General features: G+C 66.3%; 11 protein-coding genes. 5 read left to right on the top strand and 6 right to left on the bottom strand.

From position 1 onward, the window contains the following. The first annotated feature begins 79 nt into the window (after positions 1-79). Positions 80-2167, top strand: coding sequence for a bifunctional DedA family/phosphatase PAP2 family protein (locus XcodCFBP4690_RS05195; RefSeq protein WP_104539946.1), 2088 nt, complete (start codon positions 80-82; stop codon positions 2165-2167). A 607-nt stretch (positions 2168-2774) separates the two neighbouring features. Here XcodCFBP4690_RS05195 and XcodCFBP4690_RS05185 read toward each other — a convergent pair. The 4 genes from XcodCFBP4690_RS05185 to XcodCFBP4690_RS05170 form a co-directional block, all read right to left on the bottom strand. Further along, on the bottom strand, positions 2775-3659 hold the full coding sequence (locus XcodCFBP4690_RS05185) for a bestrophin family protein (RefSeq protein ID WP_104539944.1): 885 nt from the start codon (positions 3657-3659) through the stop codon (positions 2775-2777). 288 nt (positions 3660-3947) lie between these two features. Then, positions 3948-4544 (bottom strand): LON peptidase substrate-binding domain-containing protein, encoded by a 597-nt coding sequence (locus XcodCFBP4690_RS05180; protein ID WP_104539943.1) that lies wholly within the window; start codon positions 4542-4544, stop codon positions 3948-3950. Continuing rightward, entirely contained in the window at positions 4544-5911 is a 1368-nt protein-coding gene (gene mpl / locus XcodCFBP4690_RS05175) for a UDP-N-acetylmuramate:L-alanyl-gamma-D-glutamyl-meso-diaminopimelate ligase (RefSeq protein ID WP_208622693.1), read from the bottom strand. Before mpl ends, XcodCFBP4690_RS05180 begins: the two co-directional genes overlap by 1 nt. Positions 5912-6270: 359 nt before the next feature. Beyond that, positions 6271-6834, bottom strand: a complete 564-nt coding sequence (locus XcodCFBP4690_RS05170) for an adenylate kinase (protein WP_104539941.1) — start codon at positions 6832-6834, stop codon at positions 6271-6273. Between the two features lie 157 nt (positions 6835-6991). On the opposite strand from XcodCFBP4690_RS05170, the gene XcodCFBP4690_RS05165 reads away from it, so the two are divergent. Continuing rightward, the gene (locus XcodCFBP4690_RS05165; protein ID WP_104539940.1) at positions 6992-8248 is read left to right on the top strand and encodes a 6-phosphofructokinase; all 1257 of its coding nucleotides are present in this window, start codon (positions 6992-6994) and stop codon (positions 8246-8248) included. A 377-nt stretch (positions 8249-8625) separates the two neighbouring features. Here the strand turns inward: XcodCFBP4690_RS05165 and XcodCFBP4690_RS05160 are convergent, their stop codons facing one another. Next, on the bottom strand, positions 8626-9150 hold the full coding sequence (locus tag XcodCFBP4690_RS05160) for a hypothetical protein (protein ID WP_104539939.1): 525 nt from the start codon (positions 9148-9150) through the stop codon (positions 8626-8628). Positions 9151-9398: 248 nt separating this feature from the next. On the opposite strand from XcodCFBP4690_RS05160, the gene XcodCFBP4690_RS05155 reads away from it, so the two are divergent. Then, the gene (locus tag XcodCFBP4690_RS05155; protein WP_104539938.1) at positions 9399-11426 is read left to right on the top strand and encodes a sodium-translocating pyrophosphatase; all 2028 of its coding nucleotides are present in this window, start codon (positions 9399-9401) and stop codon (positions 11424-11426) included. 271 nt (positions 11427-11697) lie between these two features. On the opposite strand, the gene XcodCFBP4690_RS05150 is transcribed toward XcodCFBP4690_RS05155, so the two are convergent. Continuing rightward, positions 11698-12180: a hypothetical protein gene (locus XcodCFBP4690_RS05150; protein ID WP_104539937.1), complete on the bottom strand. Its 483-nt coding sequence runs from the start codon at positions 12178-12180 to the stop codon at positions 11698-11700. A 197-nt stretch (positions 12181-12377) separates the two neighbouring features. On the opposite strand from XcodCFBP4690_RS05150, the gene ppa reads away from it, so the two are divergent. Then, positions 12378-12914: an inorganic diphosphatase gene (ppa, locus tag XcodCFBP4690_RS05145; protein WP_104539936.1), complete on the top strand. Its 537-nt coding sequence runs from the start codon at positions 12378-12380 to the stop codon at positions 12912-12914. A 149-nt stretch (positions 12915-13063) separates the two neighbouring features. Then, positions 13064-14179: an HDOD domain-containing protein gene (locus XcodCFBP4690_RS05140; RefSeq protein WP_104539935.1), complete on the top strand. Its 1116-nt coding sequence runs from the start codon at positions 13064-13066 to the stop codon at positions 14177-14179. Positions 14180-14490 lie beyond the last annotated feature (311 nt).

Genomic DNA, 14490 nt, shown 5'->3' with positions numbered 1-14490 from the left:
TGCAACCTCAGGTGAAGCGAACGGCCCGATGTGAGCGGGGCACAAGTCAGCCGTCACCGTGCCCACCTATAATTCGGCAATGAACTCATGGATCGACGCCACACTGGAGTGGATCGGACACCACCCCACCTTGGCTGGCGTGGCGATCTTTGTCATCGCATTCTGCGATGCGGTCATCGTGCTGGGTGCCATCGTGCCCGCGCTACCGCTGCTGTTCGCCATCGGCGTGCTGATCGGGCTCGGCCAGATCAACGGGCCGTACGCAGTGGCCTGCGCCACCCTGGGCGCCTTCGTCGGCGACGCGCTGAGCTTCTGGGTCGGTCATCGCTGGGGCCACCAGTTGCACACCTATTGGCCGTTCCGGCGTTACCCGCAATTGCTGGAACGTGGCGAGCTGCTGTTCCGGCGCAATGCCTTCAAGAGCATCCTCATCGCCCGTTACGTCGGCGCGGTGCGGCCGTTCGTACCCGCAATCGCCGGCATGTCGCACATGCCGTTCAAGCGCTACCTGACCGCCAGCGGGTTGGCCTGCATTTCCTGGGCGCTGCTGTTCCTGGTGCCGGGCTGGGTGCTGGGCACCGCCTACGATGCGGTGGCCGCGGTGGCCGGGCGCCTGTTCGTGGTGGTGGCGTTGCTGGCCGCGGTGATCGGCCTGGCCTGGGCGATGGTGCTGTATTCGTATCGCTGGTCCGCCGGCCACCTGGACGCGCTGCTGGCGCGCTTGCTGGAGTGGTCGCATCGGCATCCGGTGCTGGGCGACTGGTCGGTCAGCGTGTTCGACCCGCGCCGCCGCGAGTCGGTGCCGCTGGCGATGATGGCCCTGATGCTGTTGCTGCTCGGCTGGGGCTGGTTCGTGCTGCTGATGGTGGTGCTGGCGCACGGCGAGCCGCTGCGCGTGGACCTGGCCGTGCACGATCTGATGCTGGCGCTGCGCAACCCACTGGCCGATTACCCGATGGTGGCACTGGCCTCGCTGGGCGACTGGCAGGTGTTGCTGCCGGCGATTGTCGCGGCGATGGGCTACCTGGCCTGGCGCCGGCGCTGGATGGCGGTGACGCATTGGGTGATTGCGCTGGCGTTCGGCCTTGCCCTGACCCAATTGCTCGGCGCCACCGTGCAGGTGGTGCGCCCGCCTGCGGCCAGCAGCGGGTTCGGGTTTCCATCGGTGGCGGTCACCATGGCCACCATTGGTTTTGGCTTCTTTGCGTTGCTGATCGCGCGCGAACTGCCCGGCCGGCGCCGGGTGTGGCCGTATCTGGTCAGTGGCGCGATCGTCTCGCTGATCGGTTTTGCGCGGCTGTACCTGGGCGCGCACTGGCTCAGCGATGTGGTCGGCGGCATGTTGTTCGGCATCTTCTGGCTGCTAGTGCTGGGCATCGCCTACCGCCGCCGCGCCACCCGCGCGTTCTGGGTCAAGCCGGTGTCGTGGATCTTCTATGGCGTGTTCCTGGGCTGTGCGATCTTCTTCGCGCCGCGCAACCTCGACACCAAGCTGGCCAAGTTCGAACCGCCGCCGCCGTTGCTGATGGAGCTGCCCGCCAGCGAGTGGTGGGCCAGCCAATGGCGCCTGCTGCCGGCGCGCCGCAACGAATTCGACGACGACCAGCGCTGGCCGCTGGACGTGCAAGTGGCCGGTCCGCTCGCCCCATTGCAGCGCCAGCTCGAAGCGCGGGGCTGGCGGGCACAACCGCAGGCCGGCTGGGAACAGGCACTGCACCTGCTCGACGTCAGTGGTCGCCCGGACGAGGTGCCGATCCTGCCGGCCACACTGGACACCCAGGTCGAAGCGCTGTTGATGGTGCGCCACGCGGCGCCCGGCCATGTGCATGTGCTGCGCCTGTGGCCAGCGGCCGCACGCCTGCAGCCCGATGCGCAGCCGCTGTGGGTCGGCAGCACGCAGACCTTGCGTTACAGCCGTCACTTCAGCCTGATCGGGCTGTGGTATCCGTTGCGTGGGGTCGATCCAGCACTGAGCGCCTTGCGCGACGCACTCGGGCCACTGCCGCATCGTGTGGAACAGCGGCGTCGTTCGCAGGTGCCGGTGATCCTGATCGACAGCACCTCGGGCAATGCAGTGCGTGGAGAAAATAACGACAACGCTGCAGCGCAGACGCAAGCCGCTGCGTTCGATCCAGCAGCATCAGGTTCGCCACAACAACGCCGTTGAGCGATCCGGCAACAGGCGATCGGCCGGCGAATCGCACAGGCGTGTTGATATGGGGTGCCAGCAATGCGTCTTGAACGCTGTATCGATGGCGGTAGCGTCTTGGCGTCGTGTAGAAACAGCTGAATTTTCAGGGTGAACGGTTGGCCAGTCGAGCGCGCGGCGCCCTCGCCGCTTGCGGGACACGCCGTGAACCCATCCATGGGGGCTCGATGGCGGCATCCATGCCGCCAACGGTCCCGCAAGCGGCGAGGACACCGCACCAGAACGTTCGTCGGTGACCTACCAAAGAGCAGAGAACACTGCGCAGCCTGGTTACTTGCGTCGCAGGGTTTGCTGTCGCTTGAATACTCTGCGCACCGACCAACTTGACTGGTCCTTGCCCGCTCACCGTCGCGGGACCTTACGCGGCATGGATGCCGCGTAAGAGCTTACAAGGACGTACTTGCAGCGTGTCCCGCGATGGTGGGCGGGCAAGGGCCCTGCAGAAAACTCGCAGTTGGCCGCTCTACAACTGCTCGCACCTCTCAATCGCCTCAAGGCGACCCGGAGATTGCGAGTTAGCGCAGTTCGGCGATGCAAAGGCCGCATTGGCCTAACACGCGACACCTCACCACAACACGCCATCCACCGGTTGCATCGGCTCCGGCGCTTGCTCACCAAGGGCCTGAAGCGCATCGATCTCCACCGTGCGGCACATGGTATCCAGCGGCAGGTCGTGAATGGTGTTGGCGAATGGATCGACCAGTTCATCGCCAATCTTCAGCACCGCCAGGAACATCAGGCCGGCCACCGTCGATCCCACCGGCGTGGCGTACTGCAGCGTTTCCACCAACCCGATCGGCAGCAGCACGCAAAACAGCCGCGTGAACAGGTTGGGATAGAAGCGGTATTGATACGGCAGGGGGGTGTTCTTCAGCCGTTCCATGCCGCCTTGCGCGTTGGCGATGTCCACCAGGATGCGTTCGACGCTGGCCTGCTGGATGCTGTCGATCCAGCCCTCGCGACGCGCCTGTTCGACGCTGCGTCCGGTGCTATCGAGCAAGCCGTTCGCCACGTTGGTGCGCACGACCACGGCCGCCGCTTCGTCGGCGTCCAGGTACGGAGACAGCGCCATCGCCACCGGCAACCGGCGCAGTTGGCAGCGCAGTGCGTTGACGTAGGCGATCTGCCGCAGCGCAATGGCGCGCCCGAGATCGCCCGCTTCCGGCGCAGACAGGATACTGACGCTCAGGCGCACCAGATTGCGCGAGGCATTGATCATCTGGCCCCACAGCACCCGGCCTTCCCACCAGCGCTGATAGGTGGAATTGGCGCGAAAGCCCAGGAACAACGCCAACGCAGAACCGAAGATGGTCAACGGCAGCGCCGGTGCACGGAACGGCAGTACGTAATAGATGATGGTGATCAACACGTCCCATACGAACAGCACCGCCAGGGTCCGCCAGACCTGGCTGATCACATCGGCCACACGCGGCTTTACATCGACGATCAAAGGCACACTCCATCAAGAGGAACGAGTGACGCCAGTGCGCACATCCAGTGCGTGGATGCGCTCGCTAGCGCACTCAAGCGCGCGCAGTGTGCCGTTGCCATGGTGCAAGCGCGGTGATGGGGCCGACCGAAACCATCGCCCCACGTCACGGAGTGATTGAAAGGCGTAGCGCGCAGTCGACGGTTGGGTGTGCACAGCGCGCAGGACGCAGCGTGCACGCCTGATCCATGAGAATTTCGAACGCCACTCGCACCCGTGTGGCGGACGCAGCCGTTTTGTCAGCCGCTTTCAGGGCATCCAGGCCAGCAATTGATCCAGCCGCCGATGCGGATCGTCCTGCTGCAACAGCGAGAGCCGCTGCTGCTCGGTCAATGGCAGCAGCTCGGCCAACCGCCAACCAACCCAGGCGGCCTGATCCAGCAACCCCGGTCCCACCGATGCGAATTCGCCGCCCATCTGCTCCAGCATGCGCTCCAGCACCGTGGACAGCAGGCTGTGCTCGGGCCGCAATTCGTCGTCCGGATCCGGCTCGCACCACGCGACATCGCCCACCACCAGGCCGTTGTCGCGAATGCGCGAGCGCTGTACGTGGAAACGCCGCGTACCACGCAGGCGCAGCACCAGCACACCATCGGCACCCACATCGAAATCCTCGATGCGCACTTCGGTACCGAACGCGGCCGGCGTGGCCGGCACACCGACTTCGTTGCCTTCCAGAATCAGGCACACGCCGAAGCTGGTGCCGTTGCGGCCGCATTCGCGCACCAGATCCAGATAGCGGCGTTCGAACACACGCAGGCCCATCGCCGCGCCCGGCAACAGCACGCTGTGCAAGGGGAACAGCGGCAACGCGCTGGTGTCGGCAGCGGCAGGGATCGGCGCCATCAGGACAGCTGCGCCAGGAAGCGACGCGGCGCGCCATCGAAACCGCCATTGGACATGAACACCACATGGTCGCCCGGCTGCGCCAGCTCGCCCAAGCTGTGCAGCAAGGCGTCGACATCCTGCACCACGCGCGCATCGCCGCGTACCTGCGCGATGATCGGCGCCGCATCCCAGGGCAGTTCCGGCCGATGCAGGAACACCACCGCATCGGCATCGTGCAGCGATGGCGCCAGCGCCTGCGCATGCGCGCCCAGGCGCATCGAATTGCTGCGCGGCTCCATCGCCACCAGCACGCGCGCCGCACCCACCTTGGCGCGCAGCCCCTGCAGCGTGGTCGCGATCGCGGTGGGATGATGGGCGAAGTCGTCGTAGACGGTGATATCGCGCGCCTGGCCCAGCACTTCCAATCGCCGTTTGACGCTCTGGAACTGCGCCAGCGCCGGCATTACCGTGGCCGGATCCACCCCCACCGCATGCACCGCGGCCAATGCCGCCAGCCCATTGAGCACGTTGTGCCGGCCCACCAGCGGCCACTGCACCTGGCCGATCTCCACTCCGCGATGGGCCACCGCAAACGTGCTGCCATCGGCGGCGATCAAACGCGCGCTCCACTCCAGCCCGGCATCGAAGCCGAAGCGTTCCACCGGCGTCCAGCAGCCCATCGCCAGCACCTCGGCCAGACGCGCGTCGTCGCCGTTGACGATCAACCGCCCGCGCGCCGGCACCGTGCGCACCAGATGGTGGAACTGCCGCTGGATGGCCGCCACATCCGGAAAGATATCGGCGTGGTCGTATTCGAGATTGTTGAGGATCGCCACCAGCGGCCGGTAGTGCACGAACTTGCTGCGCTTGTCGAAGAACGCGGTGTCGTACTCGTCGGCTTCCACCACGAATTCGCGGCCCTGGCCCAGCCGTGCGGAGACGCCGAAGTCCTCGGCCACCCCGCCGATCAGAAAGCCCGGCGCCCGCCCGGCGGCCTCGAGCAGATAGCTCAGGATGGTGGTGGTGGTGGTCTTGCCGTGGGTGCCGGCCACCGCGAGCGTGTCGCGGCCCGGCAATACCTGCTCGGCCAGCCACTGGGCGCCGGAGGTGTAGCGACGGCCGGCATCGAGCACCGCTTCCACCGCCGGATTGCCGCGCGACAAGGCATTGCCGATGACCACGTCGGTGGCATCGGGCGCGATGTTCGACGGCGCGTAGCCTTGCGCCAGTGCAATGCCCAGCGTTTCCAGCTGGGTGGACATCGGTGGGTAGATGGCCTGGTCGCTGCCCTCCACCTGCCAGCCCAGCTCGCGCGCCAGGGCGGCCACACCGCCCATGAAAGTCCCGGCGATGCCGAGGATGTGGAGTTTGGTCATGCCGCACATTGTCGCCGATCGCCGCAGGCGTCGGCCATCGCGCTGCTCTTTCGACGCCCGTGTCGGGAAACACCTACCGTACTGTCGGGAATTTCCCGATATGCGAACTGCGTCACATCCATCACTATGCTGAACGCCAGTCGCAGTATCCCTTTGGTCCTACTCCCCAAGAGGCCAAATCCCCAGGGAGCTCATGCTGTCGGGGCTTTGAGCAAGCTCACTACTGGCGTTATTCCGCCCCGGTCGTCGTGTACGACCGGGGTTTTTCTTTTGGGAAGAGGTCCGATTCGCAGGTCTTGCACCTGCGCCGTGGCGCTGCCATCGGAGCGCCGCGGCAAGGGCCGGGCATTGCGCCCGGCCTGGCAAACTCAGCGCCCGAGCGCCTTGCTGATGCGCGCGAGCACTTCGTCCAGCGAGCCGACGCCGTCCACGCGCGCCAGCTTGCCGCGCTGCTCGTAGAAGCCGATCACCGGCGCGGTCGAGTCGGTGTACACCTGCAGACGCTTGCGCACCGATTCGGGATTGTCGTCTTCGCGGCCCTCGGCCTTGGCGCGGCCGGCGATGCGCTCGACCAGCAACTCGCTGGCCACATCCAGCTGCACCACCGCATCCAGCGGCTGACCGATCTTGCTCAGCAGCGCTTCCAAGGCATTGGCCTGCGCCACGTTACGCGGGTAGCCGTCGAGAATGAAACCCTTGGAGACGTCGGGCTGACCCAGACGCGCCTCCAGCATGCCGAGCAGGATGTCGTCGGACACCAGATCGCCGCGTGCCATGACTTCCTTGGCCTTCAAGCCCAGCGGCGAGCCGGCGGCGACTTCGGCGCGCAACAGGTCGCCGGTGGAGATGTGGGGGATGTCAAACGTGTCTTTGAGACGTGTCGCCTGGGTGCCCTTGCCCGAACCGGGCGGTCCCAACAGAACCAATCGCATCAGTGGACTCCACTTTCGAAGAAAAACGCGTTGCGGTTGGCGGCGTTAGACTCAGGTCTTCGCCAGCGCTGACCGTATGGTCGTGCAGCTTACCGCATCCGGGGAATGTCCCGGCACTGTCCCTTGCGCCATCGCCCATGTGAGGAGCCTGTCCCCTATGACCACCGGCAATCTGTTGTATGCCCAGTCTGGCGGCGTCACCGCCGTCATCAATGCCACTGCCGCCGGCGTGATCAGCGAAGCACGCGCGCGCAAGATCAAGGTGCTGGCCGCGCGCAACGGCATCCTGGGCGCATTGCGCGAAGAGCTGATCGATACCTCCAAGGAGTCGGCCGCCGCGATCGCCGCGCTGGCGCAGACGCCCGGCGGTGCATTCGGCTCGTGCCGCTACAAGCTCAAATCGCTGGAGGACGACAGCGCCAAGTACGAACGCCTGCTCGATGTGCTGCGCGCGCATGACGTGCGCTGGTTCCTCTACAACGGCGGCAACGATTCCGCCGACACCGCCTGGAAGGTCTCGCAACTGGCCAAGGCCTATGGCTACCCGCTGCACTGCATCGGCGTGCCCAAGACCATCGACAACGACCTGGCAGTGACCGACACCTGCCCGGGTTTCGGCTCGGCCGCCAAGTACACCGCAGTGTCGGTACGCGAGGCCGCGCTGGATGTCGCCGCGATGGCCGACACCTCGACCAAGGTCTTCATCTACGAAGCGATGGGCCGCCACGCCGGCTGGCTAGCCGCAGCGGCGGGGCTTGCAGGTCAGGGCCCCGACGACGCACCGCAGATCATCCTGCTGCCCGAGCGTGCCTACGATCAGGCCGTGTTTCTGGCGAAGGTGAAGCAGGTGGTGGAGAAAGTCGGCTGGTGCGTGGTGGTTGCCAGCGAGGGCATCCAGGACGCGCACGGCCGCTTCGTCGCCGATGCCGGCGGCGCCGCCGACTCGTTCGGTCATGCGCAACTCGGCGGCGTGGCCGCGTTCCTGGCGGCACAGGTCAAGCAGGAGCTGGGCTACAAGGTGCACTGGACGCTGCCCGATTACCTGCAGCGTTCCGCGCGCCACCTCGCTTCCAAGACCGATTGGGAACAGGCCCAGGCTGTCGGCAAGGCCGCCGTGCAGTACGCACTCAAGGGCATGAACGCGGTGATCCCGGTGATCGAACGCGTCAGCGACGCGCCGTACCGCTGGAAGATCGTGCCGGCCCCGCTGCACAAGGTGGCCAATCACGAAAAGAAGATGCCGCCCAGCTTCCTGCGCAAGGACGGCTTCGGCATCACCGAACGCGCCCGCCGCTACTTCGCCCCGCTGATCAAGGGCGAAGCGCCATTGGCCTATGGCAGCGACGGCCTGCCCAAATACGTGAGCCTGAAGAACGTGGCAGTGGCGAAAAAGCTGCCGGCCTGGGAGGGCTGAGTCCAGCCGGGCCGCCGCGCTCCAGGGGCTGACGCATCAGCACCTGGACAGGCAGGCGGTGGCATGCAGCCGCGTCCCGGCACCAGCCGAATGGCACGGCGACATCACCGGAAAATGTGCGTGGCAGCTGGCTTCGACATGGATGCGACACAGGAGCGGCAGCCGGTGCAAGTGTGTTGGCTATCTCAGGGCGCTGCGGCGCGCGTCAGGATGGAATGCATGAGAACCGGCCGGCGGGATGCATCACATCTCTAAACCCCGGCGACACTGCTCACCCAGCGAGTCATCCGGCTTGGTGGCCAGCGATGCTACGGCGCCCTCGCCAAGTCGCTCCCCAGCGTGATCCATCCACGCAGTGCGTTGACGACTCGCACCACCTACTGGCAGGCCTTGCCTTCCAGGGTTTGCTGGGCGGCGAACATCGGCACCTGCGGCATCTTGCCGGCAGCGGCCTGCTGCTTGGCATCTTCCAGATAGATGCGCGACTGACCTTGCCCGTCCAGCTGCGGCTTGGCATCCACCGGCTTGCGCCAGATGCGCACCACCGCCTGCTGGCTCGGGCAAGCCGCACTGGGAACACGGATCACGTCGTTGAAGATCCAGCCCGACGCCACGCTGGGCGCAGCCTTGGCGTAGTCCACCAAGCGCGCGCGCGGCTGACAGGTCGGGCTGCTGCGCACCACCGAGAAGGTGTAGGGCTGCGCGGCATTGCCGGTGAACACGCCTTCCAACCGTGCGCACGCTTCCGGAATCTGCCGCAAGGTGTGTACTGCCCCGACCGCCTGCACGGCACCGGGCGCACGCGCCTTCAGCTCCGGCGCGGGGTCTGCAGCAAAGGCGCTGCCGGCGAGCAGCAGGGCACTCAACGCTGCGGCATGGCTGGACGCGGCATGGCGGGACATGGCGACTCCTTGGATCGGTTGATCGGATGGTCCGCAGGCTGTCACGTGGCAACTGAACAACGCGCCAAGCCATGATGGCTGGCAGCCACGCACTCCGCGGCGCATACTCGGCCGCGATCCGGCCACTTGAACATCGCGACGCGCATTGTGGCCCTTGCGGCCGTCGAGTTCGTATTCGCCGTCTACTCGTCGTGCATCGCCCCCCTGGTTCATCCCGACCGGATGACATCCATTCTCTGGGAGGGGTCATGCTGGAACATTACGGGTTATCGCTTGCGCTGGGATGTGCGGTCCTGGCAATCGTCTACGGAATCGTGTCGGCGCGCTGGGTGGTGGCGCAGCCAAGCGGCAATGCCCGCATGCAGGAGATCGCCGCTGCGATCCAGGAAGGCGCACGCGCCTATCTCAACCGGCAATACCTCACGATCTCGATCGCCGGCGGCGTGCTGTTCGTGCTGGTCGGGCTGTTCCTGAGCTGGTACACCGCGATCGGTTTCGCCCTGGGTGCGGTGCTGTCCGGGCTGGCCGGCTACATCGGCATGAATGTCTCGGTGCGCGCCAACGTGCGCACCGCCGAGGCCGCACGCGACGGGATCGGCAAGGCGATGGATGTGGCGTTTCGCGGTGGCGCGATCACCGGCATGCTGGTGGTGGGCCTGGGCCTGCTCGGTGTGGCCGGCTATTACGCCGTGCTGCAGCACCTGGGACTGCCGTTGGAGCAGAACCTGCACGCCCTGGTCGGGCTGGCGTTCGGGTCATCGCTGATTTCGATCTTCGCGCGCCTGGGTGGCGGTATTTTCACCAAGGGCGCGGACGTGGGCGCGGACCTGGTGGGCAAGGTGGAGGCCGGCATCCCCGAAGACGACCCGCGCAACCCGGCGGTGATCGCCGATAACGTGGGCGACAACGTGGGCGACTGCGCCGGCATGGCAGCGGACCTGTTCGAGACCTATGCGGTCACCGTGATCGCCACGATGCTGCTCGGCAGCCTGGCCCTGGCCGAGACCGGGCCGCATGCGGTGCTGTATCCGCTGGTGCTTGGCGGGGTATCGATCATCGCGTCGATCGTCGGCGCGGCCTTCGTCAAGGTGAAGGCGGGTGGCTCGATCATGGGAGCGCTCTACAAGGGCGTGATCGTCTCCGGCGTCCTGGCCGCGCTGGCGTATTGGCCGATCACCCAGGCGCTGATGCGCGACAACAGCCATGGCGCCACCTCGTTGTACGTGTGCGCCTTGATCGGGTTGGTCCTCACCGGGCTGATCGTGTGGATCACCGAGTACTACACCGGAACCCAGTACAGGCCCGTGCAGCACGTGGCATCGGCCAGCACCACCGGCCACGGCACCAACATCATTGCCGGCCTGGGCATTTCGATGAAGTCCACCGCACTGCCGGTGATCGCCGTATGTGCGGCGATCTGGGCCGCGTTCCACTTCGGCGGTTTGTACGGGATCGCCATCGCAGCCACCGCCATGCTGTCGATGGCCGGCATGATCGTGGCGCTGGATGCCTACGGCCCCATCACCGACAACGCCGGCGGCATCGCCGAAATGGCCGAGCTGCCGCCGGAAGTGCGCAACATCACCGATCCGCTGGATGCGGTAGGCAACACCACCAAGGCGGTGACCAAGGGCTATGCGATCGGATCGGCGGCGCTTGCCGCGCTGGTGCTGTTCGCCGACTACACCCACAACCTGCAGGCCGCCAATCCGAACGAGGTCTTCGCCTTCGACCTGTCCGACCACACGGTCATCATCGGCCTGCTGATCGGCGGCCTGATTCCCTACCTGTTCGGCGCCATGGCGATGGAGGCCGTGGGCCGCGCGGCGGGCGCGGTGGTGGAGGAAGTCCGCCGTCAGTTCCGCGAGATTCCCGGCATCATGGCCGGCACCGCCAAGCCGCAATACGACCGTGCGGTCGACATGCTGACCCGCTCGGCGATCGGCGAAATGATCGTGCCCTCGTTGTTGCCGGTGGTGGTACCGATCGTGGTGGGTCTGTTGCTGGGGCCGCGCGCGCTCGGCGGCCTGCTGATCGGCACGATCGTCACCGGCTTGTTCCTGGCCATTTCCATGACCACCGGCGGCGGTGCCTGGGACAACGCCAAGAAATACATCGAGGATGGTCACTTCGGCGGCAAGGGCAGCGAAGCGCACAAGGCGGCGATCACGGGCGACACCGTGGGCGACCCGTACAAGGACACCGCAGGGCCGGCCATCAACCCGTTGATCAAGATCATCAACATCGTGGCGCTGTTGCTGGTGCCCTTGCTCTGAGCGAAGCGTGCCATGCGCCTGGGCTTCGCTGGCAGTTCGCAGTGCGGGCCAGCCCGGCCGGGCATGGTCGCCAGGTCGAGAATCTGGCTCAGTACGGGGCAGCGAGCCGTCCCCGGCCGCTGCCATGCGGCCGGCTTCACCATCCTGCGCCGTGACCGGATGGCCGCCGTCGCATGCGGTGCTGCAAGCGACGTACTCGCCTGCGATGGATGGTGCCGACCGTGTCGAGCGGACCATCGGCCCGCAACCTGGGCGGCTCGCCTCGGCGCCATCACAGGCAACCGATCAGGCCGTCGTAGATCGGCGGCGCACCGCCCGGCAGCGGTTCGAACAGCGGATTGGTCACCGCAAGCACGCGATACATCTCGTCCAGGCGGGTTCCAGCCTTCACGGGCGCGGTGCAGCGCCAGACCCGGCTGTCGGAGCGCAGGTAGCCGCTGCGGGGATCGACGCCGACCTCGCTGGCGCCGAAGGTCCAGATGCAGCTGCGCACCACGCCGGTGAGGCGATGCACCGAGCAGCGAAAGCGCAGCGGCTGGTAGTCGCTGAATTCGCCACCGCAGAAAGTGTCGCCGCAGATGTTGTCGAAATCACGGTCCAGCCGTTGCTCCAGATCGATGAAGGCCTCCCAGCCCTCCCCATTGGACGGCCAGTCCACGGCGTCGACGTAGGTCGGTGGTGGCGTTGCCGCAGCGGCGGCATGGGCGCAGAGCGAAAACAGCAGTACGACGAGCAGGCGCGTGGTCCTGAGCATGGTGGTTCCCGAGCGGTGGATGAGCCTGCAGCGTGCGCCGCAGGGCCGGTCTGCAGGGATCGGGGCCTTCCCTGTGATGAATGCAGGCTATGCCGCATGCGGGCGTCAGAACGGTGCCTATTCAGTGTCGCTGCAGCGCAACAGCCGAACGCGTAGAATCGCGCTCCACACACTGCTGACGCCTCGGAGCTACGCGCATGGGTCTTGAACTGGTCACCTCTGGCAAGAATCTGCCGGAAGAAATCAATGTCGTCATCGAAATCCCCAAGGATTCCGAGCCGGTCAAGTACGAAGTGGACAAGGCCAGCGGCGCGATCTTCGTCGACCGGATCCTGTCGACCCCGATGCGCTACCCCTGCAATTACGGCTATGTGCCCAACACCCTGTGCGGCGACGGCGATCCGGCGGACGTGCTGGTGGTGCTGCCGCTGCCGCTGGTCCCGGGCTCGGTGGTGCGCTGCCGTCCGGTCGGCGTGCTGCGCATGAGCGACGAGGCCGGCGGCGACGAAAAGATCCTGGCGGTGCCGATCGAGAAGATCTTCTCCGGCTATGCGCATATCGAAGATATCGACCAGGTGTCCAGCCACTGGCTGGAGCGCATCGGCCATTTCTTCGAGCATTACAAGGACCTGGAGAAGGGCAAGTGGGTCAAGCTGGACGGCTGGGGCGGCGCGGCCGAGGCCAAGCGCATCCTGGTCGAATCGGTGGAACGCTATAATTCCGACGTGCCCTGAGCCGTTGGCCGTCACCTTGGCTCCGTGAGCACGGAGCGACCGGGATCACGCTTTTGCCGTGATCCCGGTGACCGCTGCCCGCAGATTGGGTACATTGCCGGACTGCGTTTGGCCGGCGCCTTGCCGCCGGTGACTTCTGGGGAAGTGTCTTGCGTATTCTGTTTGTTGGGGACGAAGCCAGCCTGCCGTCCGACCTGGTCGATTACGTCTCCGATCTCGGCGACCAATGGCAGGCGCAGCAGGTGGCCGATGGAAATTCGGCGATCGAAGCTGCCGCGCTGTCGCCGTTCGACGCGGTCATCGTTGCACCGATCCTGCCCGACCTGACTGCCGCCACCTTGCTGGGGCAGATCCGCACCTTGCGCCCGGATACGATCCGGATTGCGCTGATCGATGCCCAGGATGGCCAGCGCACGCCGCCGGCCCGCATCATCGGCGTGGCCCATCGCTTCCTGCCGATGCCGCTGGCGCCGGAAGTCCTGCTCGAGGCCGTCACCAGCCTGGAAGAGCTGCGCGACCTGCTCGGCAACCCGCGCCTGCGCGCGGCCATCGGGCGGATCGAAAAGCTGCCGTCGCCGCCGCATCTGTATCTGAGCCTGATGCATGCACTGGAAGAAGACGATGGCGCCGATGCGGCCGACATCGCCAAGCTCATTGCCGGCGATCCGGCGATTGCGGCCAAGGTGCTGCAGCTGTGCAACTCGGCGTTCTTTTCCGGCGGGCGCAGCATCACCGACCTGCGCACGGCGGTGACCCGCCTGGGCGTGGCGACGCTGCGCGACCTGGTACTGGCAAGCGAAGTGTTCTCGGTGCAGACCCTGACCCCCGCCGAGCGCAGCGCGATGCAGCGCCGCGCCCTGCTCTCCTCGCGCCTGGCGGCCAAGGTATTGCCACCGACCAGCGCGGAGCTGGGTTCCACCGCCGCGCTGCTGGCCGATATCGGCCTGCTGCTGCCCGGCGTGCGCGACGAGCGCGAACCGCTGCCGGAAGGCGGCGACGAGCGCCTGGGTCATACCGAAGCCGGCGCCTACCTGCTTGGCCTGTGGGGCCTGCCGATGCCGATCATCGAAGCGGTGGCCTTCCATCGTCACCCGCAACGTTCCAGCCTGCGCAGCTTCTGGGTGACCGGCGCGGTGCATGTGGCCACGGCGCTGGCCAGTGGCGAAACCGTGGACGAGGAGTATTTGTCCAAGGTCGGCGTGATCTCCCGCCTGCCCACCTGGCGCGAACAGGCCGATACCTTGCTTGGCCTTGCCGAGGCATGAGTGGCGACCGCCCAGGGCAGCGATGCAAGTAGCGAGAAGGCGCGATGGGATCGCGCCTTTTTTTTGGTCCTTCGCTGCGGGATGACGCGCGCGGGATGGGCACTCGGGGTCACTGCCGAGCGGTGACTTCAGCCGCCGCGCAACGCGCTATCCGTCAAGGAGGATCCAGACCCGAAACAGCTGCGTTCCAAGCCAGGCCGAGGTTGCGACACGGAAACGCAAGCCCCTGTCGTTGAAGAGTGGTGGACCGCACGCGCGCAGGGAATGTTGTGGCATGCCCCGGCTCCGGTTGCAGCGCGTCCAGGCGGTCC

This window comes from Xanthomonas codiaei, from assembly GCF_002939785.1.
Taxonomy (GTDB): Bacteria; Pseudomonadota; Gammaproteobacteria; order Xanthomonadales; family Xanthomonadaceae; genus Xanthomonas; species Xanthomonas codiaei.
Note: the sequence above shows the minus strand (reverse complement) of the source record. Positions and strands in the feature narration are given on the sequence as shown.

Bases quoted from the DNA above. Each gene is read 5' to 3' on its own strand.
- XcodCFBP4690_RS05195 (WP_104539946.1), top strand. From the start codon at position 80: ATGAACTCATGGATCGACGCCACACTGGAGTGGATCGGACACCACCCC.
- XcodCFBP4690_RS05180 (WP_104539943.1), bottom strand. From the start codon at position 4,544: ATGGCGCCGATCCCTGCCGCTGCCGACACCAGCGCGTTGCCGCTGTTC.
- mpl (WP_208622693.1), bottom strand. From the start codon at position 5,911: ATGTGCGGCATGACCAAACTCCACATCCTCGGCATCGCCGGGACTTTC.
- XcodCFBP4690_RS05170 (WP_104539941.1), bottom strand. From the start codon at position 6,834: ATGCGATTGGTTCTGTTGGGACCGCCCGGTTCGGGCAAGGGCACCCAG.
- XcodCFBP4690_RS05165 (WP_104539940.1), top strand. From the start codon at position 6,992: ATGACCACCGGCAATCTGTTGTATGCCCAGTCTGGCGGCGTCACCGCC.
- XcodCFBP4690_RS05160 (WP_104539939.1), bottom strand. From the start codon at position 9,150: ATGTCCCGCCATGCCGCGTCCAGCCATGCCGCAGCGTTGAGTGCCCTG.
- XcodCFBP4690_RS05155 (WP_104539938.1), top strand. From the start codon at position 9,399: ATGCTGGAACATTACGGGTTATCGCTTGCGCTGGGATGTGCGGTCCTG.
- XcodCFBP4690_RS05150 (WP_104539937.1), bottom strand. From the start codon at position 12,180: ATGCTCAGGACCACGCGCCTGCTCGTCGTACTGCTGTTTTCGCTCTGC.
- ppa (WP_104539936.1), top strand. From the start codon at position 12,378: ATGGGTCTTGAACTGGTCACCTCTGGCAAGAATCTGCCGGAAGAAATC.